We start from the raw sequence: 23,979 nt of genomic DNA, 5'->3' as shown, positions 1-23,979 counted from the left end.
ACCGGACGCGCTCCGGGTCAGTGCCCGGCGAGGTCGTCCGGGCGGACCTCGATGTGGTCGGCCGCGAGGTCGACCGCCACCCGGTGCTCCATGCCGAGCGACTCCAGGAACTTGACCGGCAGCTGCACCCGGCCGCTGCGGTCCAGCATCACGTACTCGCGCTCGTTCACCGACTCCTCGCCGTGCTCGTCCGTCACGGTGCGGCGCAGCACCTCGCTGGCGGTCCGCCCGTCCCGGATCGCGACCGTGCGGCGGACCTCACCCGCGACCATCGGGTCGTGGGTGACGATCACGACGGTGGCACCCAGCTCGCGGTTGACGGTGCGGAAGGACTCGAAGATGACCCCGGCGGTCTCCGAGTCCAGCTCCCCGGTGGGCTCGTCGGCGAGCAGCACCGGCGGGTTGTTGGCCATCGCCACCGCGATCGCCGCCCGCTGCTGCTGGCCGCCGGAGAGCTCGTTGGGCTTGCGGTGGGCGAGCCCGCCGATCTCCAGCGCCTCCATCAGCTCGGCCACCCGGGCCGTCTGCTGCTTGGCCCCGCCGGCGCCCGAACGACGACCGCGCAGCTGCATCGGCAGGGCGATGTTCTCGGCGACGGTGAGGAAGGGCAGCAGGTTGCGGGCGGTCTGCTGCCAGATGAAACCGACCACCTCGCGCCGGTAGCGCAGCCGCTCCTTGACGGACATCTCCAGCAGGTCGCAGCCGGCCACGGTGGCGGTGCCGGCGGTCGGCACGTCCAGCCCCGCGAGGATGGTGAGCAGGGTGGACTTTCCGCTGCCGGAGGCGCCGACCAGAGCGACCAGGTCGCCCTGTCCGATGGTCAGTTCCAGGCCTTGGAGGGCCTGGACCTCGACCCCCTCCGCGCTGAAGATCCGGACCAGCCGGTCGCAGACGATGGCCGCCCCCGCGCCGTGCGCCTTGGGCGAGGCGGCGGCGAGGGCCCGCTGCTGGAGCTCCTGGAGGCTGGGGGCCTCGGCGACCGTCCGCTCCTGGGGAGTGCTCATCACCGCTCGTCTCCTGTCTCGACTGTCTGCTTCATCGCACCGCTCTCCACTGTCCCGGCGGACCGGGCCGCTGTCACGGCCCGGCCGCCGCTCCCGGCCGCCGCTCCCGGCGTGTCCGCCGCTGTCGTTCCCTGCCTCATTGCCGCTCACCCGCACGCAGTTCGGTGGCGATCTGGCGCCGGCCGGCGACCAGCGTCTCCACCACCACGCCGAGGCAGACCACCAGGGCCAGACCGGCGGTGGGCAGCAGCACCGGCATCACCACGGGGGCCAGGGTGTCGCCGACCGGGGCGCCGACCAGCGCCGAGAGGTCGAAGGCTCCCCCGAGCAGGGCGACCGCGGCCATGGCGACCAGACCGCCGCCGACAGCCGCCGCCAGGGTCTGCGGCAGCGACTCGGCGACGATCAGCGCCAGGCCCTGCCGGGGCCGCAGGCCCATGGTGCGCAGCCGGGCGAGCACCGCCGTACGGTCCGGCGCGGCCCGCAGCAGCGTCAGCAGCACGGCCAGCAGGGCGAACCCGGCGGCGGCGAAGCCCGCGTACCAGAACAGACGTCCGGCGGCGTGCTGCACCGGATCGCCGGCCAGCTCGGCGATCTTCTCGCGGCTGCTCTGCACCACGTAGCCGGGGGGCAGGCCGTCGGCGCTCTTCCCCGCCTCCTCGGCGTCCTTGCTGATCAGCTTGGCCAGGCCCGTCACCTGATTGTCGCTGCCGATGCCGCGTTCCTTCAGCAGGGCCCGGACCCGGCCCGGGTCGACGTCACCGACCGCGAACCACTTGTTCACCTTGCTCTCCCGCTTGAGCTCCGGCAGGTGCTCTGCCGCGGAACCGGTCGGCACCACGATGAAGGGCCTGCCCGATTCCGGCAGGGCGGGCGTGGCGTCGACGATCCCGGCCACCACGGTGGACATCTCGCTGCCACTGGGCGTGCGCACCTGCGGCGCGCCCGCGGTCAGGCGCTGGGCCAGGCTCCGGCTGAACAGCGCGGGCACCGGGCTGTCCTTGCCACCCGGGGCGGCCAGCTTGGCCAGGTCGAACCCACCGACCCCGGCGGTGCGGGAGATCTCCGCGTAGGCGTCGGGCTCCACCACCACCAGGACGGCGCCGGTGTTGTCCCGGTCGGCACCGATGAAGACGGCCCGGTCCTCGATCCAGGCCCCGGTCGCCGCCCGGACGCCGGGCAGTTGGCCTGCCGCCTTGGTGAAGTCGTCCGGCAGGGTGGCGTAGACCGGGACCGTGATGGACACGTCGCCGCCGGTGGCGATGCGCGCGGCACGCGTCCGGGAGTGGTCCACCGTGTCGATCACGGTGGCGCCGAAGCCGGTGGCCGTGACGGCGATCAGCAGGGCGAGCAACGGCAGCGCGGAGGGCCGGCGGCGGCCCGAGTTGTCGCGGGCGGCCCGGACCAGGCCGAGGAAGCCGACCAGGCCGCGGCCGCGGCCGGCGAGTGCGGCCAGCCAGCCGACCACGACCGGCTCGATCCGGGCCAGCAGCAGGCCACCGGAGACGGCGAGCAGCAGCGGGGCGGCCGCCAGCAGCGGGTCCACTCCACCACCCGGGTGGCCGACGCCGCGACGGCGGACCTCGGCCACCGCCGCGGCCGTGACAGCCAGCACGGCGAGCTCGCCGATCACCCGGCGCCAGCCGCCGGCGGTCCGCGGGCGCGCCCAGAGCAGGGCGGCCCGGGCCGGGAAGGCCAGGATCGCGAACAGGGTCACGGCGAGCGCCAACAGCACCGGGCCGCCCCACCGGGGGGTGGGCAGCAGCACCAGCGCGAGGGCCGTCCCGAGCACGGCGGCGGGCAGCACGGTCACCGCGCCCTCACCGAGCAGCCGCAACAGCACTCCGCTGCGCGAGCCGCCACGGGCCTGGAGCAGCCTGATCTCGGCCGTGCGGCGGTCCGTGCTGAGCGCTGCGGCCAGGCACAGCACCACGACCGCGACGCCGGCGACACCGGCCGGCCCGATGGCGCCCAGCGGGGCCGCGGCCTCGTAGCGGGCCGTGGCCCGGGCGAGGACGTCCGGCATCAGCGAGGTGACACGCAGGTCGGCCCGGTGGGTCGAGCCGACCAGGGCGGTCATGCCGGGGCCGGAGGAGTACGAGCCGAGGAGCTCGCGAGTCCGGTCGAGCCGGTCGGCGCGCAGGGAACCGGCGTCGACGGGCAGCCGCCAGAAGTTCTGGCCGCCCGAACCCCAGCCGGCCAGCGTGGTCAGGCTGCCGCCGTCGACGAAGCCGCTGGTCCAGTACCACGCCTGGTCGCCCTTGACACGCAGGCAGGCCCTGGCCGGACAGCCGATGCCCTCCCAGAACGGGTCCTGGGGATCGTTGACCCGGAAGAGGCCGGCCACCACGGTGCTGCGCAGCGGGGCGGGTCCGTCGGTGCCGCTCTCGATGACGTCGCCGAGCTTGATGTTGACGGCCTCGGCGGCCTTCTGGCTCAGCACGATCGGCAGCGGGCCGTCGGCCGGGGCGGGGCCCGGCCAGGTGCCCGCGGTCAGCGTCACCCGGTCGGCGAGGCCGTGCAGGTAGAGCAGGCCGAGCGCCGGGTCGGCCTTCTCGGAGAGCCTCGTGTACCCCGGGTTGATCATGCCGCGCTCGGTCCTGACCCGGGTGCCGTAGACCTGACCCGACGTGGTCAGCGGGAGGTCCCGTCCGATCCGCTCGCTCAGCTTCTGCTGGGTGGCCTCCAGGCTTGCCGTGGCGTCGTCGCGAGTCGTCTCGGAGGTGTACTCCAGATTGGTCACGTTGGCGCCCAGGCTGCGCGTGAACTCCTGGAGCGCGGTGTCCGCGCCCCGGTCCTGAATGCGTGGGAAGGCCGCCGCCAGGAAGACGGTGACGAGGGCGAGGCCCGCCGTGAGCAGCGCGGCCAGCGGCATCGCGCGCAGCCGGGTACGGACCCACGGCGCGGGCCGGTGGGCGCGGGTGGGCCCGGGCGTGGGGGTGGGCACGGTGGTGCCGGCCTTGGTGGTCACATCTCCTCCACGTGGCGCAGCCGGGCGGCCACGTCTCGACGCCGGCGCCCGATCAGGAAGGCCGACAGCAGCGGAACGACGGCGATCGCGGCCGTGAACAGCAGCGCCTGACCGAGTGGCAGCTCGACCAGCGCCTCCGGCACCGGGCGGCGGGCGGCCGGGGTCAGCACCACGAAGGGCACGATCAGCCGGACGAGCAGGGCACCCAGGGCGAGGCCGACGATCCCGCCGAGGCCGACCAGCAGCGCGTTCTCGGCGGCGGCGGTGCGGGCGGCCTGCTTGCGCGGGGCGCCCAGGGCGAGCAGCAGCGCGGAGTCCCGGGAGCGTTCGCGGGCGGAACCGGCCACGGCGGCGGCGAAGCCGATCGCGGCGAGCACGGCGGTGACGATCGCGATGGCCATCAGCGCGCTCTGCGGGGCGGCGCCGACCGGGTCACCGAGGAGGCCCTCGGAGACCTCGTCGTAGAGCGCGAGGTCCTGGCTGCCGGGGGCGCCGCGCAGGGCGGCGGCGGCCTCGGCCGGGACGCGGTCGCCCGGCCCGGCGGCGGGCAGCCACCACTCGGTGCGGGTGGGCAGGTTGCGGTCCTGGACCGCCAGCACCCGGGCGACGGTGCCGAGGTCCATCACCAGGGCCTGTTGTCCGACCACCGGCACGGCCTCGACCACGCCGGTCACCTTGACCGGGACGACGAGCCCGCCGAACGGCACCCGGACGGTGTCCCCGACCGACGCTCCGACGGCCTTCAGGTAGTCCCGGGTGGCGACGCCGTTGACGGTGGCCGGAACGGGCGTCCCGGTCGGGCTCAGCACGGCGCGCACCAGGTCGCCGCGGCCGTCGGCGGAGTGGTAGCGGACCGTGAACAGCGCGTCGGCACCGGCCGTTTCGGAGGCGAGCGCGGCCACCGGCGAGCTGTCCGTACCGCCGCGGACCGTCGGGGGCTTGAGGCTCCAGCCGGCACCGGTCGGCACCGGAACGGCGGTGGCCGGTCCCCCCGCGCTCTCGGAGACGGCCAGGTTCCGTACGGTGACCTCGCCCTCGCTGCGATCGCCGAAGGTGACGGTCGCGCCGACCACGGTCAGCGGAGCGGCGACCGAACCCACCGGGGCGTCGACCAGCGCGCCGAGCGTGATCGAGGAGCGGACCTGGCCGTTCGGCGGGAGGTCGCCGAACGCGACCTTGTGGACCAGGCCGAACCGGTCGCGCAGCAGCAGCCGGACTTCGGGGTGGACCTGGCCGCTCCTGGACGACGGGACCGGCTGGTCCTGCTGACGCACCGCGATGTCGGCGTCGATCCGCAGCGGGCTGCCGGGCAGCGGGATGCCGGCCGGGGCGGGTGCGGCGAGCGTGCCGAAGACCTCCGCGCCGGTCTTGCCGTCGAGCAGGTCGGAGCGGACCGGGACGCGCTCGGCGAAGGCGGCGGCGTCCACCGCCAGCAGCTGGCTCCTGCCGCTCGGCAACGACTGTTCGTCGCGCACCACCGGGACCAGCCGGTCGCCGCCGGGCAGACCGCCGTAGCGGCCGCCCTGACCCATCAGGGCGTTGTGCGAGCCGGAGATGCGCAGACCGCCGGCCGTGCTGAAGGCGGCCTGGTCGCGCTGGGAGGCGGTCCAGGTGGCGTGCTGGCCGAGCGCCAGGACGCCGGTGGCCACGGCCATGACGAGCAGCAGCACGGGTCCGGTGGCGCGGCCGGGGCGGCGGGCCAGCTGCCAGCCGACCATGGCGGGGCCGAGGCCTCGGCCCCGGGCCGCCGCACGGGCGCCGAGCCGGGCGACGAACGGGAGCAGCCGCAGCACCACCAGGGTGCCGGCGCACAGGGCGAGCGCCGGGGTGGCGACCAGCAGCAGGTCCACGTCGAGGCGTCCGGTGGAGTCGGCGGACAGCCCGCCGCCGTACTGGTCGAGCTGCTGGTAGGCGAGCGCGGCCAGGGCGAGCACGGCGAGGTCGCCGCCGTTGCGGGCTATGCCGGAGACCACGGCCTGACGGCGGCCGACCCGGCGACGCAGGGCGGCGCCGACGCCGCGCACCACGCTCGGCACGGTGGCCAGCACGACGCAGGCGAACGCGCAGACCACGGCCACCGGCCAGAGCGTCCAGCTGATGCCGGTCTCCAGGGCGACCTGGTGGGAACTGCCGAGGCCGGCCAGCGCGCGGACCAGGAACGGGGTCAGCAGCGGGGCGAACACCGCGGCGGGCAGGGCCAGCAGCAGCGACTCCAGGGCGGTGAAGGAGCCGAGCTTGACCGCCGAGGCACCGCGCGCGGCGAGCATCTCGTTCTCGGACTCCTGCCGCGCGGCGATCAGGTGGACGACCAGCAGCAGGGCCGCCGCGGCGAGCACTGCCAGCTGGAGGGCGCCGATCAGCAGGGTGGACCGGGCGACGACCATGCTGTCGGACAACTCGTGCATGATGTCCGGCAGTTCGGTCTTCGCGCCGAGCGAGGCGGTGGCCCGCAGGTCATTGGAGAGGCTCTGGGCACGGTCGCCGACAGCCTGCGCGACAGCCTGGTCGGCGCCGGAGAAGTCGGCGTCCAGCGACCAGCCGCGGCCGCCCTGGACCAAGCCGGCCGCGGTGAAGGCGCTCTGGTCGACCATCATCGGGCCGAAGGTGGTGAAGCCGCCGACCTCGATCTCGCGGCCGCCGACCGGGTCGATCCGCCAGTACGGGGCGGTCGGGTCGGTGGCCCGGTAGACGCCTGTGATCCGGACGGTCAGCGGCGTGCTGTCGACCCGGTCGACGAGCCGGACCTCGGCGGGCAGGGCCTGCTCGGTCAGGCCGAGCCGGCGCAGCAGGCTCTGCGGGACGGCGACCTCCGGGGCCGCGGACCGGACCGGCCCGGCGGCGGCGCCCGGCCAGGCGCCGGCCAGCAGTTGGACCCGGCCGCGGTCGAGGTCGGCGAGGACCGTCAGGTCGAGCTGGGCGCCGGGGGCCTGGCCGGCGGGGGCGGGGGCGCTGCCCGCAGGGGCGCCGGAGCCGCTTCCGCCCACTGTGTCGCCGTTCGCTGCGGCGCCGGAGCCCGGCAGGCCGTAGGAGCGGCTGCGCATCACGCTGTCGGTGTGCACGGGCAGGTCACCGAAGAGCTTCTGCCGGTACGCGGCGAGTGCCCCCTCGTCCTTCGTCCGCTGGTCGAGCCCGTGCTCGCCGGTCACCGCCACGATGGTCCGGGCATGACCGGGCCCTTGGAGCGCCTGCCGCAGGCCGGCCTCGCCGACACTGTTGTTGAAGGCCACCAGGGCGGTCAGCACGGACGTGGTGATCAGCACCGCAAACAGGACGGCGGCAGCCAGCGGCACTCGCGCGCGCAGTCGGCGCACGACGAAGCCGAGCATCAAGTTCCTCCCCCGGATTCATGTCCCCGGTTGCATCCCCGAGCCCCGCTCATCGGTCCGATCCGAGTACAAATCGGCCATAGATGGACACATCGCAAGCACACCGGCGCATTGACCACCGGCAATCGGTCGCCGGATAGCGGACGATGCTGTCAGATTCGATCCAGGAACGGAAGGGACTTGCGCGAATCAAGTAAGCAATGAGCAAATTCGTTTCATTGATAGCATCCCGGCCGGGGATGCCCCCGCTTGAATGCCATGCACACTTCACAACTCCGGCTTCAGTGCGTCCAGTTGGCCCGGGACACCGTCTTCTCGGATTCCCGCCCGGGAGCGCGAACCACCGGAGCAGTCATATCCGTAGAACCCGACGGAACCCGGACGGAACCGGGTTGCCACGCCCACAGGGGGGACGTCGCATGACGCAGCACCAGGCCTCCACCGCCGCCGACACCGCCACCCGGCCGATGGTGGCCGTGACCGACCTCCGCCGGAGCTTCGGCACCGGCGAGCGGGCCGTGCACGCCCTACGCGGCGTCTCGTTCAGCGTCGGCCGCGGCCAACTCACCGCGCTCAAGGGCCGGTCCGGCTCCGGCAAGACCACCCTGCTCAACCTGGTCGGCGGCCTGGACACGCCGACCGGCGGCAGCATCGCGCTGGACGGCATCGACCTCGCCGGGCTGGACGAGGACGGCCGGCTCGCCCTGCGGCGGGAGCGGATCGGCTTCGTCTTCCAGTCCTTCGGGCTGATCCCGATGCTCACCGCCGCCGAGAACGTCGGCGTGCCCATGCGGCTGCGCAAGGCCCCGGCAGCCGAACGCGAGGAGCGCGCGCACACCCTGCTCGCCCTGGTCGGCCTGGCCGACCACGCCAACCAGCGCCCCGGCGAGCTCTCCGGCGGGCAGCAGCAGCGCGTCGCCATCGCCCGCGCGCTGGCCAACGAGCCCAGCCTGATCATCGCCGACGAGCCGACCGGTCAGCTGGACTCGGAGACCGGCCGCTCGATCATGGAGTTGCTGCGCGCGGTGGTGCGCAGCGAGGGCGTCACGGTGCTGGTCGCCACGCACGACCCGACGCTGATGGAGCTCGCCGACCGTGTGATCGAGGTCCGGGACGGGCGGATCATCGAGGAGGAGGCGGAGCGGGCGGCGTAGCGGGACAGTCCCGGGCGGGGTCGCAGCCACGGGGCATGGCGAAGGCGTGGGGATGCGGGGTGCGTCCCCACGCCTTCGCCGTGCCCGCGTTCAGCCCTTCGCCGGGACGATCGTCGGGCGCGGAGGCGAAGGTAGGCCGGGTCGGACCCCAGGCCTGGGAATCGATGAATGAAAGTGTGACAGTACGTCATTTTCGGTGATTCGCCACCGCTGCGACCTTCATCGCCTCACCGGAACTCCATTGTCAGCGGCTTGGGCTACGGTCGCCGACAACTCGCAGGAATCCGCTGCACCGGAGGTTTGATGACGATCTGCTGCCGCATTCTCCGGAATTTCCCGGCCTTGCGGGAACTCGCCCGGAAAGCACGGACGTGGTGGCCGGCAGCACCGCCGACCACCACGACCGTCACCTCGTCCCCCGGGTCACCGGGGGCTGTTCCGTCAGACCGCCGGGAAGATCTCCGCGTCCGGCTTCAGCAGCTGGCCGGGCTGCGGCGCGGTGCCGTCCACCAGGTAGCGGGTGACCAGCTGGTTCAGCGCCTTGCTGCGGCCCACGGCACAGTGCTCGATCGAGTCGACGCTGACCAGCACGGCGTTGCCCAGCTCCTGCTGCATCCGCTGGGCGAACTTGTACTGGGTGGCCGGGTCGTAGAGGTTGCCGATCACCATCACGGTGTTGGAGGTCTTCTTGTTCCACGGGCCGGAGAAGCGCTCGGCGTCCCGGGCCGGAGCCGGCCAGCTCGCGCACGCCGGCGCGTCGAAGGCCTGGTAGCGGCCGAAGGTCGGCGCTTCCTTCTCCCAGACCTTGGCCGCGTTCGCGAACACCCGGTCGTTGGAGGGGTACGGCTTGTCCTGGCAGTTGACGGCCAGGTAGGAGTCGTCCGCGGTGTACTCGGAGTCGACCGGGGCCTCCCGCAGCGCCGCCCGCGGGACGTTCACCGAGAGCAGGTTGGCGTCCTCGTCCGAGACGTTCGCCTTCGGGGCCAGCAGGGCGGTCGCGGCCGGCTTCTGGAACACCTGGTAGGTCGCCTGGAGCGACTTGGCCAGCGGGGCCAGCTTGGCCTGCGAGTACAGGGCGCTGGCCACCTCGCCGGTGAAGCTGCTCAGGGTCACCTGGGAGCCGTTCGGCAGCGTGATCGGGCTGGTCCGCAGGTGGTCGCGGAGCTGGTCGAACTTGGCCCGGGTGTCGCCCTCGCCGAAGGCGCAGCGCGGGGCGCCGGCGGCCTGGCAGCGCTTCAGGAACTCGTCCAGGGCCAGCTCGAAGCCGCCCGCCCGCTGGCGGTCGTACTCCATGCCGTTGTGCAGGCGCAGGTTCGGGTCGACGTTGCCGTCGACGATGATCGCGCGGACCTTGTTCGGGTACATGTTGGCGTACGTCGAACCGATCAGGGTGCCGTAGGAGAAGCCGGCGAAGGTGAGCTGGGAGTCACCGACGGCGCGGCGCATCCGGTCGAGGTCGCGCACCACGTTGATGGTCGACATGTGCTCGATCAGCGGGCCGGCGTTCTTGCTGCACGCGTCGCTGTAGTCCTGGTCCGCGTCCAGCGTCTCGTTGATCTCGGCCTTGGTGACCGGCACGCCGACCATGCGGTTGGTGACCGCGTCGGCGTCCTCCTGGGTCTTGAAGCACTTGAGCGGGTTGCTCCGGGCCACGCCGCGCGGGTCGAAGCCGACCAGGTCGAACCTGGACTGCACCTCGGCACCGAAGCGGGAGGTGGTCGCCCACATGTAGCCGCTGCCGCCCGGGCCGCCGGGGTTGAGGAACAGCGAGCCGATCCGCTTCGACGGGTCGCTCGCCCGCCGCCGCATCATGGCGATGCCGATCTTCTCACCCGACGGGTTGTCGTAGTCCAGCGGCACGGGGTAGACGGCACAGTCGTAGATGCCGGGGTCCGGCTTGCTCGGGTCGGGGTTGCACGGCGTCCAGGCAACGGGGTCGACCTTCGCCTCGGCCAGGCCCGGGGCCTGGTCGAAGGGCGCCGCCGACGCGGCGACGGCGGTGCCGGTGACAAGCGCGAGGGCGCAGGTGACTGCTCCGGCCAACGTGGATATGCGGGACAAGGAACCTCCTCCGTACTGAAAGGGCGGCCCCAGCCTGTCAGCCGGAGATCTCTCTGTGAAGACCTGGGAGCAGCGGAAATCATCCGCTCGACATTCCGCGGATCGCAGAACATTCTGTGAATGAACCAACTTGACGGTTGATTGACCTGATGCTGCATCAACCGAACGCATCACCCCCCGCCGTAGGCCGTCCGGTTCGGCGGAGCCGGCCCGGGGTCCGGTTTCCCGGCGCGGCGGCGTGCCGCCGGACGCGGCCCGGACGGCGTCCGGCTCGCGCAGGCCGGGTCGGACACGCCTCAGCCGGCGGCCGCCCCCCGCAGGGCGGCCGCCACCAGCCCCTGGATCGCGTCGGCCGCGGGCTCCCCGCCGCCCACCAGGTGCTCGAAGACCAGGCCGTCGATGCAGGCCAGCAGCGTGGTCGTCCGTCCGTCGGGGTCGGGTACCCCCTGGGCGGCGAGGAACGCGCGGACGGCGGCGCGCCCGGCGTTCTCCCGCGGGACGAGGATCTCGCGCAGCTCGGGATCGCGCACGCTCTCCACCGCGCAGGCATACCGGGCGAGCGAGCGCCGCCGCCCGTCACCGGACAGCCGCCGCCGCATCAACGCGCCGATTCCGTCGGCCAGTTCCGCGGCCGAACGGACCGGCACCTGCTCCCCCATGGCGTGCAGCTCGCCCTGGTCCAGCTCCACCAGCCGGCGCACCAGCGCGGTGAGCAGCGCCTGCCTGGTCCGCAGGTAGGCGGAGGTGGTCCCGACCGGCAGCCCGGCCGCCGCGTCGACCGCACGGTGGGTCAGTCCTCGCACGCCGAGGTCCGCGAGCACCCCGATCGCGGCGTCCGCCAACACCGTCCGCCGGTCCGGCCGCCCCGCATCGTCCCGCTTCCGATCCTCGTTTCGCCGCATCCCCCCTTTCTACCGGGCCCGTGCCACCCCTCCGCGCACCCGCCCGGTCCGGGCCGGCCACCGGCCGCCGCCGTCCCACCGCCCGGGCGGACCCGAGCCACCCCCGTCCGCCTGTCGAAAGCCTCGTAGTACGCTCCTTCTACAGCTGTAGAAAACAGCGCGGCGACACGGGAAGGACCGGGCATGAGCGGCAACAGCGCGGTGGTGGTCGGAGGCGGGATCGGCGGACTGGCGGCCGCGATCGGGCTCCGGCTGGCGGGATGGGACGTGACCGTGGTCGAGCGGGCGGCCGTCCTGGACGATGCGGGCGCCGGCATCTCACTGGCCGCCAACGGGATGCGCGCGCTCGCCGCCCTCGGCGTCGGCGAGGCGGTCGAGGCGGCCGCGCGCCGCCAGTACACCGGTGGCACCCGGACGCCGGACGGGCGTCGGCTCGCCGCGATGGACGGGGCCGCGCTGGAACGCGAACTGGGCGCCCCGATCGTCGGCATACCCCGCGCGGCCCTGCACCGCATCCTGCGCGAGGCGCTGCCCGCCGAGTCCCTCGTCATCGGCGCCGAGGTCACCGAGCTGGACACCACCCGGCCGTTCCGGGTCCGGGCCGGCTTCGACGGCACCACCCTGGAAGCCGACCTGCTGGTGGCGGCCGACGGCATCAACAGCCGTATCCGGCGCCGCCTCTTCCCGGCCCATCCCGGGCCGGCCTACAGCGGCTCGACGGTGCTGAGGGCGATCACCGAGCACCCGGTCGACGGGCTCAAGGCCGACTTCGAGCTGACCTGGGGCCACGGCGCCGAGTTCGGCCACATCGCCTTCCCGGACGGCACCGCCGAGTGGCACGCCGTCCTGAACGCCCCGGCCGGGATCCGCTACCGGGACCCACTGACCGAGGTCCGCCGCCGCTTCGCCCGCTGGCACGAGCCGATCCCCTCACTCCTGGCCGCGACCCGACCGGAGGCTGTACTGCACCACGACGTCAACGCGCTGGCCACCCCGCTGCCGTCGTACGTCTCGGGCCGGATCGCGCTGCTCGGCGACGCGGCGCACGCCATGACGCCCCACCTCGGCCAGGGCGCCTGCCAGGCACTGGAGGACGCGGTGACCCTGGCGGCGGCGCTCACCGAGGCCCGGACGGTCGAGGGCGCGCTCGCCCACTACGACGCGGCCCGCCGCCCGCGCAGCCAGACCGTGGCCCGCGACGCCCGCCGGGCCGGCCGGATGGGCCAGCAGCTCGCGAACCCGCTGGCGGTCGGTCTGCGCAATGCGGCAATCCGGCTCACCCCGCCCGGCGCAATGGTCCGGACCGTCCTGCGGCACGCCGACTGGGCGCCACCCCGGATCGCTCCCCGTGCCGCCTAGGCAACAATCCGAGGCCCCGCTTGACCGGGAATCAGGTTAGGCACCATATTACTTTCGTGACCCAGCAGCCCGAGACCGGCCCCACCGCCCCCAGCCTCGACCAGGCCCGCCGCCAGATCGCCCGTTACGGCCTCACGGCCGATCCGCAGGCGATCTTGGTCGCGACCCGGCTGATGGCGGCGGGCGCCCGGCTCGGCCAGGCCGGTGAGGTGCACTTCGGCCGCTTCGGCCTCTCCACCGGCCGCTACCGACTGCTGGCGGACCTGGAGGACCACGGCGGCGAGAAGTCCCCCTCCCAGCTCGCGACGAGTCTCGGCGTCTCCCGGGCGACCGTGACCGGCCTGGTCGACGGCCTGGAGCGGGAGGGCCTGGTGGCCCGTCGGCCGTCCACCGAGGACGGCCGCGGCAACGTGGTGATCCTCACCGCACGGGGTGCCGACAGGCTGCGGGAGCTGGCACCCGAGCACTTCACCCGGATGCAGGCCCTGGTCGGGGGCCTCTCCCCCGAGGAGCGCACCACCTTCCTGGACCTGCTGGCCCGGGTGGTCGCGGGCATGGACGCGCTCACCGAGGACTGATCCGCACCCAGGCGGGCCGCCGTCCGGCAGCCCGCCTCTCCTCAGCCCCAATAGTTAGGTACCTAAGCACAAATACTTAGGCACCTAAGCGCAATGGAAGGAAGTCCGACCCATGAGCAAGAAGATTCCCGGCGCTCCCCCGCCCTTCGTCCTGTGGCGCGAGGTCCTGGTCGCCTACGCCATGCCCGCCGCCACGGCCGGGGCCGGCGGAGCCGTCACCGGCCAGCCGCAGCTGGTGGCCGCCGCGCTCACCACCATCGGCGGCACCTCCGCCCTGGTGGCCGCCGCACTCGGCGCCGTGCTGCGCCGCCGCCCCGTGCGCGCCCGCCCCGCCCGCACCCCGCGCCCGCTCGCGGCTGCCGCACTCGGCCTGGCCGCCGCCGCCCTGGGCCTGGCCGCCGGCCTGGCCGCCGGCCTGGCCGCCGCCCGCTGGCTGCCGCAGGTCCCGGCCCTCGCCGACAGCCCGTGGCCGCACCGGCTGCCGGTCGACCTACCGGTCTCCTCGGCGATCGCCGCCACCATCACCACCTGGCGCTGGCGCGGCAGCCGACCGACCCGCACCCCGCAGCACCGACTCCCCACCGCACCCCAGCCCGAAAGGCAGACATCATGATCGTCATCATGGGCGCCGGAGGCGCCACCGGCGGCGCGACCCTGCGCAGCCTCGCCGCCCTCGGCGCACCGAGCCGCGCCCTCAGCCGCGACCCCGCCCGGCTGGCCGCCGCGCTCGACGAGCGCACGCTCGCCCGCACCGCCACCCTCCCGGCCGACGCCGCCGATCCGGCCTCCCTGCGCGCGGCCTTCCGCGGCGCACACCAGCTCTTCCTCACCATGGCCAACGGCCCGCAGCAGGTCCGGTACGAGCTGAACGCGATCGAGGCAGCGGTCGACTGCGGCGTGGAGCACATCGTCAAGGTCTCCGCGCCCGCCGCCGAGCCGGACTCCCCCGTCGCCGTCTCCCGCGGCCACCACCTGATCGAGGAGCGGCTGCGGTCCTCCGGCGTCACCACCACCGTCCTGCGGCCGTACGCGTTCATGCAGAAGCTGCTGCTCCTGGCGCCCGGCGTCGCCGCCGCCGGGGTGGTGCACGGCGCGCTGGGGCAGGCGCGGTGCAACTACGTGGACGTCCGGGACATCGGGGACGCCGCGGCCGAGGTGCTCACCCGCCCCGAGCTGGCCGGCGGCACCTACCCGCTCACCGGCGGACGGGCCTACAGCCACCCGGAGCTCACCGCGCTGCTGGGCGAGCTGCTCGGCCGACCGGTCCGCTACCTCGATCTGAGCCCGTCCGAGCTGCACACCCACCTGGTCGGCCGGGCCGGCATGCCGGACTGGCTGGCCACCCACGTGGTGGAGATCCAGCAACTCGCAGTGGTCCGCAAGGAGACGCCCGACGACACCTTCCTCCGCCTCGCCGGACGCGCTCCGCGCACCCTGGAGGCCTTCCTCGGCGAGAACCTCCACCGGTTCCGCTGACCGTCGGGCAGCACGGCGGGCCGGGCCCGGACCGACAGGACCGGCCCAAGCGGCCCGGCCCGCCACCCGAAGGGAGCAGCATTCACTGTGTCATGGATCACGATCGAAAAATCGATCTGACGATCCGTCAACTCGACTGACATCTCGTCACTTCAGGGAAGAGAAGCCACAGTTAATAACTGACGTGTCGTCAGATTCAGCCATTCCGGCGTCAGTTGGACCGAGTTTCCACTCCTGCCCGGTCGCCGCCCCGGGGCTAGCATCGGTCGGGTTGTCCGCTCCGGCCCCGGAGTGGGATCACCCGGTCAGGCGGTGCTCCCGCCGCCCCAGGGGCCGGGCATCGGTCGGAACGGGGCGAGGACGAGGAGCGCACGGCTGCCATGACAGCTGAACCGAGCCACCCGGAGCAGTACGCCACGCCGCCACAGGAGCCGACGCCGCAGGCCGAGCCCGTGCAGGGAGTGCAGGTGGAGCCGGGGCCCCCGGCCGACCCGGCGCGCGCCCTGTTCCCCGGCCGCCCGGCCGCCGCCCCGCGCACCCTGGTCGACGTGCTGGACGCCACCGTGCGCGCCCACCCCGACGAGCCCGCCCTGGACGACGGGCAGACCGTGCTCAGCTACCGCGCGCTGGCCGCCGAGGTCGAGCAGCTGCGCCGCCGGCTGGCCGCCGCCGGGATCGGCCCGGGCGACCGGGTCGGCGTGCGCGTGCCCTCGGGCACCAACGACCTGTACGTCTCGATCCTCGCGGTGCTCGCCGCCGGGGCCGCCTACGTCCCGGTGGACGCCGAGGACCCGGACGAGCGCGCCGAGCTGGTCTTCGGCGAGGCCGCCGTCGCCGCCGTGCTCGGCGCCGGGCGCGACCTGGCGACCGCCGCCGAGCGGGCGCCCGCCCTGGAACGCCGCCCCGCCCCGGCCGACGACGCCTGGATCATCTTCACCTCCGGCTCGACCGGCAAGCCCAAGGGCGTGGCCGTCAGCCACCAGAACGCCGCCGCCTTCGTGGACGCCGAGGCCGCGCTCTTCCTCCAGGAGGAGCCGATCGGCCCCGGCGACCGGGTGATGGCCGGCCTCTCGGTGGCCTTCGACGCCTCCTGCGAGGAGATGTGGCTGGCCTGGCGGCACGGCGCCTGCCTGGTGCCGGTCCCCCGCTCCCAGGTACGCAGCGGCGCCGACCTCGGCCCCTGGCTGGCCGAGCAGGAGATCACCGTGGTCTCCACCGTCCCGACCCTGGCCGCACTGTGGCCGGCCGAGGCGCTCAACGAGGTGCGGCTGCTGATCTTCGGCGGCGAGGCCTGCCCGCCCGAGCTGGTGCAGCGCCTGGTCACCGAGGGCCGCGAGGTGTGGAACACCTACGGCCCCACCGAGGCCACCGTGGTCGCCTGCGCCGCCCTGCTGACCGGCGAGGGCCCGGTGCGGATCGGGCTGCCGCTGGACGGCTGGGACCTCGCCGTGGTGGACGAGGCCGGCGTGCCGGTCGCCCCCGGCGGCACCGGGCAGCTGGTGATCGGCGGGGTCGGTCTGGCCCGCTACCTCGATCCGGAGAAGGACGCCGAGAAGTACGCGCCGCTGCCCTCGCTGGGCTGGGAACGCGCCTACCGCAGCGGCGACCTGGTCCAGGCCGACCCGGCCGGCCTGCTGTTCCTGGGCCGCACCGACGAGCAGATCAAGCTGGGCGGCCGCCGGATCGAGCTCGGCGAGGTCGACGCGGCCCTCCAGGCTTTGCCGGGCGTGGCGGGCGCGGCGGCCGCCGTGCGGACCGCGCGCGGCGGCAACCAGCTGCTGGTCGGCTACCTGGTGGTCCAGGACGGCTTCGACCGCGAGCGGGCCGTCGAGCGGCTGCGCGCGGAGCTGCCCGCCGCCCTCGTCCCGCTGCTGGCGACCGTCGAGACCCTGCCCACCCGGACCTCCGGCAAGGTCGACCGCAACGCCCTGCCCTGGCCGCTGCCCGAACTGGAGACCGCCGGCCCGAGCGAGGAGCTGTACGGCACCGAGGCGTGGCTCGCCGAGCAGTGGTCGGAGATCCTCGGCGTCCGGGTCGGCGGCCCGCGCGACGACTTCTTCGCGATCGGCGGCGGCAGCCTGGCCGCCGCCCGGCTGACCACCCTGCTGCGCACCCGCTACCCGAGCGCGGCCGTGCTGGACGTCTACCAGCACCCGACGCTGCGCAAGCTCGCCCGGCACCTGGAGCGCACCGCCGGTGAGAGCGCCGCGGCCCGGACCGTCACCCTGGTGCCGACCAGGGCCAAGCTGCTCCAGCTGCTCCTGCTGGTCCCGCTGTTCACCGTGGTCGGCCTGCGCTGGACGGTCGCCCTGCTGGCCGCCGGGAACCTGCTCACCCACCTCGGCGACTACCCGTGGGCGCCCACCGCCTCGTGGTGGTGGGTCTGCGCGGGCGCGCTCGCGCTGTACAGCGCTCCGGGCCGGCTCGCGATCGGGGCCGGTGGCGCCCGGCTGCTGCTGCGCGGCCTGCGCCCCGGCAGCTACCCGCGCGGCGGCGCCGTGCACCTGCGGCTGTGGGCGGCCGAGCGGCTCGCCGAGCTGAGCGGCGCGACCGGGCTGTCCGGTGCCTGGCTGATCCCCTACGCCCGCGTGCTGGGCGCCAAGGTCGCCCGCGAGGTGGACCTGCACTCGCTGCCGCCGGTCACCGGGATGCTCAAGCTGGGCCGGGGCTGCGCCGTCGAGGCCGAGGTCGACCTGTGCGGCTACTGGCTGGACGGCGATCGGCTGGAGGTCGGCCAGGTCAAGGTCGGCGCCGACGCGGTGGTCGGCACCCGTTCGACGCTGCTGCCCGGTGCCCGGGTCGGCAAGCGCGCCCAGGTGCTGCCCGGCTCCAGCGTCACCGGCCAGGTGCCGACCGGCCAGCGCTGGGGCGGCGCGCCCGCCGTCAAGCTGGGCCGGGCCGAGTGGTCCTGGCCCAAGGAGCCCCCGGTCCGTCGGCCCGCCTGGGCCGCGCTGTACGGCGCCGGCGACGCCGTGCTCGGTCTGCTCCCGGTGGCGCCCGCCGTGGCCGCGCTGGCCGTGCTCTCCCGCTTCGTCGACCAGGGCGCGGGCCTCGGCCCGGCGCTCGGCGGCGCGCTGCTCGGCCTGCTGTCCGCCACCCTGGCGTTCGGCGCGGTGTACGCGGCGCAGCTGGTGGCGCTGGTCCGGCTGCTGAGCCTCGGCCTGGTGCCCGGAGTGCACCCGCTGCAGGGCCGGGTCAGCTGGCAGGCGTGGACCGTCACCCAGCTGATGGACCGGGCCCGGGAGGTACTGTTCCCGCTGTACGCCGGGCTGGTCACCCCGCTGTGGCTGCGGGCACTGGGGATGCGGGTCGGCCGGGGCGCCGAGGTGTCCACGGTGCTGGCGCTGCCCAGCCTGACCACCGTCGGGGACGGTGCGTTCCTGGCCGACGACACCCTGATCGCGCCGTACGAGCTGGGCGGCGGCTGGATGCGCCTGGGCCAGGCGAAGGTCGGCGACCGGGCCTTCCTCGGCAACTCGGGGATGACCGCGCCGGGCCGCTCGGTGCCCAAGCGGGGCCTGGTGGGCGTGCTGTCGGCGACGCCGGCGAAGGCGAAGAAGGGCAGCTCGTACCTGGGCATGCCGCCGGTGCGTCTGCCACGCGCCGTGGACGAGGCGGACCAGAGCCTGACGTACGAGCCGCCGACCCGGCTGCTGTGGGCACGCGGGCTGGTCGAGCTGGCCCGGCTGGTACCGGTGCTCGCCTCGGGGGCGCTGGGCCTGCTGACGGCGGCGACGCTGTCCTGGCTGGCGGCCGGATCCCCCGTGCTCGCCGCATTGCTCTCCGGCCTGGTGCTGCTGGCGGCCGGCGCACTGGCCTGCCTGGTCGCGGTGGCGGCCAAGTGGCTGCTGGTCGGGCGGTTCCGGGCGGTGGAGCACCCGCTGTGGAGCGGCTTCGTGTGGCGCAACGAGCTGGCGGACACCTTCGTGGAGATGCTGGCGGTGCCGTGGCTGGTCGGCGCGGTGCCGGGCACCCCGGTGCTGAACCTGTGGCTGCGCTCGCTCGGCGCGCACGTCGGCCACGGGGTCTGGTGCGAGAGCTACTGGCTGCCGGAGGCGGACCTGGTCACCCTCGGCGACGGGGTCACCGTCAACCGGGGCTGCGTGGTGCAGACGCACCTCTTCCACGACCGGATCATGCGGATGGATACTGTGGTCCTCCGCGAGGGCGCCACCCTGGGCCCGGGCGGCATCGTGCTGCCCGGCAGCACGGTGGGCGCGCGCAGCACGCTGGGCCCGGCCTCGCTGGTGATGCGCGCCGAGTCCGTCCCCGCCGACACGCGATGGCTGGGCAACCCGATCGAGGCGTGGCAGACCACGTCGTGACCACCTCCCCGTCCCCCCGTCCCGGCCCGCAGGAAGCGCACGTCCCCGTGAAGCCCAAGCACGTCCCCGCGGCCGCCGGTGCCCCGGACCCGTACTTCCCGAACAGCGGCGACCACCGCTACCGGGTGCACCGCTACGAGCTGGCGCTGGACTACCGGCCCGGGCCCAACCGGCTGGCCGGCTCGGCCCGGCTGAGCGCGGTGGCGGACGCGGCGCTGGCCGAGTTCGCGCTCGACCTCGCCGAGTTCCGGATCGGACGGGTGCTGGTCGACGGCCGGGCCACCCGCTACACCCACCGCGGCAACAAGCTGCGGATCCGCCCGGCCAAGGCGCTCGCGCCGGGCGCGGCGTTCACCGTCGAGGTGCACTACACCGGCAACCCCCGCCCGGTGCGCAGCCCGTGGGGCGGCCTGGGCTGGGAGGAGCTGACCGAGGGCGCGCTGGTGGCGAGCCAGCCGGTCGGCGCGCCGTCCTGGTTCCCGTGCAACGACCGGCCCTCCGACAAGGCGACCTACCAACTGGCCGTCACCACGCCGTCCCCGTTCACGGTGGTGGCGAGCGGCCGGCTGCTGACCCGCACCACCAGGGCGTCCAGCACCACCTGGGTGTACGAACAGAGCGCGCCGACCCCGACGTACCTGGTGACGGTGTCGATCGGGCACTACCGGGCGGTGCCGCTGGCGGTGCGCCCGGCGATACCGCAGACCGGCTACGTGCCGGAGCGGCTGGCCGTCGCGTTCGCCCGGGACTTCGCCCGGCAGCCCGAGATGGCGGCGTACTTCGGCGAGGTCTTCGGCCCGTACCCGTTCGGCGAGTACGCGGTGGTCGTCGCGGACGAGGAGCTGGACGTCCCGGTGGAGGCCCAGGGCGTCGCCACCTTCGGCACCAACCACCTCGGCGGCGGCTGGGAGCGCGAGCGGTTGATCGCGCACGAGCTGGCCCACCAGTGGTTCGGCAACAGCGTCACGATCGCCGACTGGCGGCACATCTGGCTCAACGAGGGCTTCGCCAAGTACGCGGAGTGGCTCTGGTCCGAGCACGCCGGCGGCCCGGGCGCGGCCGTGCACGCCGCCGCGGCGCACCGGCTGCTGGCCGGACTGCCACAGGACCTGCGACTCGGCGACCCGAGCCGGAAGCTGATGTTCGACGACCGGCTGTACCAGCGGGGCGGACTGGTCGTGCACGCGCTGCGGCGCACGCTCGGCGAGGACGCGTTCTTCGCGATGCTGCGGGACTGGACCGGCGCCAACCGGCACGGCGTGGTCGCCACCGCCGACCTGCGCGCGCACGCCGCCCGGTACACCACCGCGCCGCTCGGACCGCTCTTCGAGGCCTGGCTGGAGCGGCCGGAGCTGCCGCCGCTGCCGGACTGAGCCTGTCACCGGGGTCGGGACCGGATGCCCGGGGCCGGATTATTCGATCGGTTCCGGGGCCGGGCTGGGCTACTCTCCGTGCACATGTCGATGAGTCCAGAAGCCCACATGACCGACCTGCCCGGCGAGCTGCTGCCCGCCACCCGCCGCGCCCTGCTGCACCGGCTCGCCGTCGCCCAGGCCGAGGGGCGCACGCCCTCGATGGTCGCCGGGGTGCTGCGCGACGGGCAGCCGGTGTGGAGCGGCGCCCGCAGCATGATCGACGGTCACGCACCGACCCCGGACGTCCAGTACCGGATCGGCTCGCTCACCAAGACCTTCGTCGCCGTGCTGGTGCTGCGGCTGCGCGACGAGGGCCTGCTCGACCTCGCCGACCCGCTCGCCCGCCACCTGCCGGGCACCCCCGCCGACGACGCGACCATCGCCCAACTGCTCTCGCACTCCGCCGGTCTGGCCGCCGAGACCCCCGGCCCCTGGTGGGAACGGACCGAGGGCTCGCTGCGGCCCGGCCTCGGCGACATCCTGGAGGCCGAGCAGCCGCTGAAGCACCCGGCCGGGCGGGTGCACCACTACTCCAACCCCGGCTACGCGCTGCTCGGCGCGCTCGTGGCGAAGCTGCGCGGCGAGCCCTGGGGCGAGGCGCTGCGCCGCGAGGTGCTGGCCCCGCTCGGCATGGACCGCACCACGCTGCTGCCCGAGCACCCGCACGCCGGGGGCTTCGCCGTCCACCCGTGGGCCGACGTCCTGCTGCCCGAGCCGCTCACCGACACCGGTCTGATGGGCCCGGCCGGCCAACTCTGGTCCACCGTCGCCGACCTGGCCCGCTGGGCGGCGTTCCTGACGGCGGGCGACGACAAGGTGCTGTCCGCCGACACCCTCGCCGAGATGCGCACCCCGGCCGTCGCCCCGGACGACGCGGAGTGGACCAGCGGCTACGGCCTCGGCCTGCAACTGCGCCGCCACGAGGGCCGGTTGCTGTACGGGCACACCGGCTCGATGCCCGGCTTCACGGCGGGCCTGTGGATCAGCGAGGCCGACGGCCTGGCCGCGTACGCCCTCTCCAACGCCACCAGCGGCGCCAGCGCCGCCTCGCTGGCGGTCCAGTTGATCGCGCTCACCGCCGAACTGGAGCCCCGGCTGCCCGAACCGTGGCGCCCGCTGTCCGAGGTGGACGCGGAGCTGCTGGACCTCACCGGCCCCTGGTACTGGGGCGCCGCGCCGGCCGCCCTGCGGCTGCGGCCCGGGCGGGTGCTGGAGCTCGCCCCGCTCACCGGCGCCGGCCGGGGCTCGCGCTTCCGGCCCGAGCCGGACGGCACCTGGACCGGACTGGAGAACTACTACGCGGGCGAGACCCTGCGGGTGGTCCGCCACCCCGACGGCACGGTCAGCCACCTCGACATCGGCTCCTTCGTCTACACCCGCGAGCCGTACGGCCCGGGCGGCACCGTCCCGGGCGGAGTCGATCCGGAGGGCTGGCGGGCCGTCTGAGCCGCGCGTCGCGATCGCGGCACCGGAGGCGTGACGACGGGGGTGTGCGGTGCGGCCGTACGCCCCCGTGGCGCGTGTTGTCCACCTCCGGCAGACGAGCGCCCGGTGCCGGGCCGGTGACCGCCGGGCCACGGGTGGTCCCATTCAACAGGTGCACATCTGCGCTCCCCCGGGCCGCAACATGAATGCCAACCGGCTCGGAGAGAAACACGGGGACCGGTTCGCGTCCATGCCCAACCACCTGCGGACCGGGACGGTGCCCTGGTGATCCACGGCACCGCCGATCGTGCTGCCCTGGAGGGTCCGCCATGACCACCGTCCCCACGTACACTCCGTCCGCAGTCACCACCGCCCACGACGCCCCGGCGGTCCCCGCGCCCCGCCCCCGGCCCGCCGCCCCGGCCGCGTACACCGTCTCGCTCGCCCGCGACGAGGACGACGTGCGCGCTGCCCAGCGGCTGCGCCACCAGGTCTTCGGCACCGAGCTGGGCGCCGTGCTGCACAGCCCGGTCGCGGGCCTGGACGTCGACCCGTTCGACGAGTACTGCGACCACCTGCTGGTCCGCGAGGGCGAGCAGGGCGCTGTCGTCGGCACCTACCGGCTGCTGCGCCCCGAGGCCGCCCGCCGGGCCGGACGGCTGTACTCGGACGGCGAGTTCGACCTCTCCGCGCTCGCGCCGGTCCGCCCCGGCCTGGTCGAGCTCGGGCGCTCCTGCATCCACCCGGACCACCGGGGCAACGGCGCCGTCATCAACCTGATGTGGGGCGGCATCGCGCGCTACCTGGCCGACACCGGCAACACCTGGGTCGGCGGCTGCTGCTCGATCGAGCTGGCGGACGGCGGCGCCACCGCGGCCCGGGTCTGGGACACCGTCAGCGCCAAGCACCTGGCACCCGAGGAGTACCGGGTCACCCCGCACCGGCGCTGGGACGCCACCGGAGTGGCGCGCGCCGAGCGGGGTGCGCTGCCGGCCCTGCTCCGCGGCTACCTGCGGCTCGGCGCCTGGGTCTGCGGCGAGCCCGCGCACGACCCGGACTTCGACTGCGCCGACCTGTACGTGCTGCTGTCGTTGGAGCGTACCGACCCGCGCTACCTGCGGCACTTCCTGTCCGGCGTACCCGCCGCAGGCGCCTCGTCATGAGCGTCTGGCTGCCCACGGCGACATGCCGGCCCGAGACCTGCCTGGCCGACGCCTCGCCGGAGGTGTCGCACCCCCGGCGGGCACTGCGGCTGGCGGCCTGTCTGGCGGCGGTGCTGGCCGGGGTCGCGCTCAGCCTGCCGGTCCGGCTGTTCCCCTGCCGTGCCCGGACCCGGCTGATCCGGTTGTGGGCACGAGCGGTGCTGCGCACCCTCGGGGTGACCGTCCACCTCGCCGGGCCTCCCGGCGGAGGTGCGGACGGCGGCGTGCTCGTGGTGGCCAACCACGTGTCCTGGCTGGACGTACCGCTGCTCGCCGCCGGGCGGCCGGGCCGGTCGCTGGCCAAGACCGAGGTCCGGCAGTGGCCGGTGCTCGGCCCGCTGGTCGCCTGGGGCGGCACCGTCTTCCTAGACCGCGACCGGCTGCGGACGCTGCCGGACACCGTGGCGGCGGTGACCGGGGTGCTGCGCTCCGGGCACCCGGTGATCGTCTTCCCGGAGGGGTCGACCTGGTGCGGACGGGAGAGCGGCCGGTTCCGGCCCGCGCTGTTCCAGGCCGCGGTGGAGGCAGGTGCCGACGTCCAGCCAGTGACGATCCGCTACCGGCTGGCGGACGGACGACCGACCAGCGTGCCCGCCTTCATCGGGGACGACGGGCTGCTCACCTCGCTCGCCCGGGTGGTCGCGGCCCGCGGGCTGGTCGCCGACGTGACCTTCCTGCCGCCGATACCGCCGCCCGGCCCGCAGCCCAGCCGGGCGGGTGCCCGGCGCGAGCTGGCCCGCACGGCGCAGGCGGCGGTGGAGGGGATCCGCTGATCTCCTGA

Annotated in this window: 15 protein-coding genes; 10 read left to right on the top strand and 5 right to left on the bottom strand. The window is 74.5% G+C overall.

Annotated elements, in window-relative coordinates; translation table 11 throughout:
- Positions 1-17: 17 nt before the first annotated feature.
- The 3 genes from ACIRRH_RS10135 to ACIRRH_RS10125 all read right to left on the bottom strand — a co-directional run bounded on the left by ACIRRH_RS10135 (position 18) and on the right by ACIRRH_RS10125 (position 7,301).
- Entirely contained in the window at positions 18-1,004 is a 987-nt protein-coding gene (locus tag ACIRRH_RS10135; protein WP_403064456.1) for an ABC transporter ATP-binding protein, read from the bottom strand.
- 136 nt (positions 1,005-1,140) lie between these two features.
- On the bottom strand, positions 1,141-3,975 hold the full coding sequence (locus ACIRRH_RS10130) for a hypothetical protein (RefSeq protein ID WP_403064453.1): 2,835 nt from the start codon (positions 3,973-3,975) through the stop codon (positions 1,141-1,143).
- Positions 3,972-7,301, bottom strand: a complete 3,330-nt coding sequence (locus tag ACIRRH_RS10125) for an FtsX-like permease family protein (protein WP_403064450.1) — start codon at positions 7,299-7,301, stop codon at positions 3,972-3,974. Before ACIRRH_RS10125 ends, ACIRRH_RS10130 begins: the two co-directional genes overlap by 4 nt.
- Positions 7,302-7,720: 419 nt before the next feature.
- Here ACIRRH_RS10125 and ACIRRH_RS10120 point away from each other — a divergent pair, with 419 nt between their 5' ends.
- Positions 7,721-8,455 carry an ABC transporter ATP-binding protein gene (locus tag ACIRRH_RS10120; RefSeq protein ID WP_403064447.1) on the top strand — a complete coding sequence of 245 codons (735 nt, stop codon included), beginning with the start codon at positions 7,721-7,723 and terminating at the stop codon, positions 8,453-8,455.
- Positions 8,456-8,896: 441 nt separating this feature from the next.
- On the opposite strand, the gene ACIRRH_RS10115 is transcribed toward ACIRRH_RS10120, so the two are convergent.
- Positions 8,897-10,516, bottom strand: coding sequence for an alpha/beta hydrolase (locus ACIRRH_RS10115; protein WP_403064444.1), 1,620 nt, complete (start codon positions 10,514-10,516; stop codon positions 8,897-8,899).
- 296 nt (positions 10,517-10,812) lie between these two features.
- Positions 10,813-11,418, bottom strand: coding sequence for a TetR/AcrR family transcriptional regulator (locus ACIRRH_RS10110; protein ID WP_403064441.1), 606 nt, complete (start codon positions 11,416-11,418; stop codon positions 10,813-10,815).
- A 183-nt stretch (positions 11,419-11,601) separates the two neighbouring features.
- Here ACIRRH_RS10110 and ACIRRH_RS10105 point away from each other — a divergent pair, with 183 nt between their 5' ends.
- From ACIRRH_RS10105 to ACIRRH_RS10065, 9 genes are all read left to right on the top strand, one after another.
- A complete protein-coding gene (locus tag ACIRRH_RS10105) occupies positions 11,602-12,777 on the top strand; it encodes an FAD-dependent monooxygenase (RefSeq protein WP_403064438.1) in 1,176 nt (391 codons plus the stop codon).
- A 56-nt stretch (positions 12,778-12,833) separates the two neighbouring features.
- Entirely contained in the window at positions 12,834-13,355 is a 522-nt protein-coding gene (locus tag ACIRRH_RS10100; RefSeq protein ID WP_224283549.1) for a MarR family winged helix-turn-helix transcriptional regulator, read from the top strand.
- A gap of 112 nt (positions 13,356-13,467) precedes the next feature.
- A complete protein-coding gene (locus tag ACIRRH_RS10095) occupies positions 13,468-13,968 on the top strand; it encodes a hypothetical protein (protein WP_403064434.1) in 501 nt (166 codons plus the stop codon).
- Complete coding sequence (locus ACIRRH_RS10090) at positions 13,965-14,831, top strand: NmrA family NAD(P)-binding protein (protein ID WP_403064430.1); 867 nt, start codon at positions 13,965-13,967, stop codon at positions 14,829-14,831. The genes ACIRRH_RS10095 and ACIRRH_RS10090 overlap by 4 nt, the downstream gene beginning before the upstream one ends.
- 380 nt (positions 14,832-15,211) lie before the next feature.
- The gene (locus tag ACIRRH_RS10085) at positions 15,212-19,156 is read left to right on the top strand and encodes a Pls/PosA family non-ribosomal peptide synthetase (protein ID WP_403064427.1); all 3,945 of its coding nucleotides are present in this window, start codon (positions 15,212-15,214) and stop codon (positions 19,154-19,156) included.
- A 47-nt stretch (positions 19,157-19,203) separates the two neighbouring features.
- Entirely contained in the window at positions 19,204-20,529 is a 1,326-nt protein-coding gene (locus ACIRRH_RS10080) for a M1 family metallopeptidase (RefSeq protein WP_403064424.1), read from the top strand.
- Between the two features lie 108 nt (positions 20,530-20,637).
- Complete coding sequence (locus tag ACIRRH_RS10075; protein ID WP_403064421.1) at positions 20,638-22,017, top strand: serine hydrolase domain-containing protein; 1,380 nt, start codon at positions 20,638-20,640, stop codon at positions 22,015-22,017.
- 308 nt (positions 22,018-22,325) lie between these two features.
- A complete protein-coding gene (locus ACIRRH_RS10070; protein WP_403064418.1) occupies positions 22,326-23,159 on the top strand; it encodes a GNAT family N-acetyltransferase in 834 nt (277 codons plus the stop codon).
- Complete coding sequence (locus tag ACIRRH_RS10065) at positions 23,156-23,971, top strand: lysophospholipid acyltransferase family protein (RefSeq protein ID WP_403064415.1); 816 nt, start codon at positions 23,156-23,158, stop codon at positions 23,969-23,971. The genes ACIRRH_RS10070 and ACIRRH_RS10065 overlap by 4 nt, the downstream gene beginning before the upstream one ends.
- Positions 23,972-23,979: the final 8 nt, after the last annotated feature.

The organism is Kitasatospora sp. NPDC101235 (assembly GCF_044767505.1).
GTDB lineage: Bacteria > Actinomycetota > Actinomycetes > Streptomycetales > Streptomycetaceae > Kitasatospora.
Note: the sequence above shows the minus strand (reverse complement) of the source record. Positions and strands in the feature narration are given on the sequence as shown.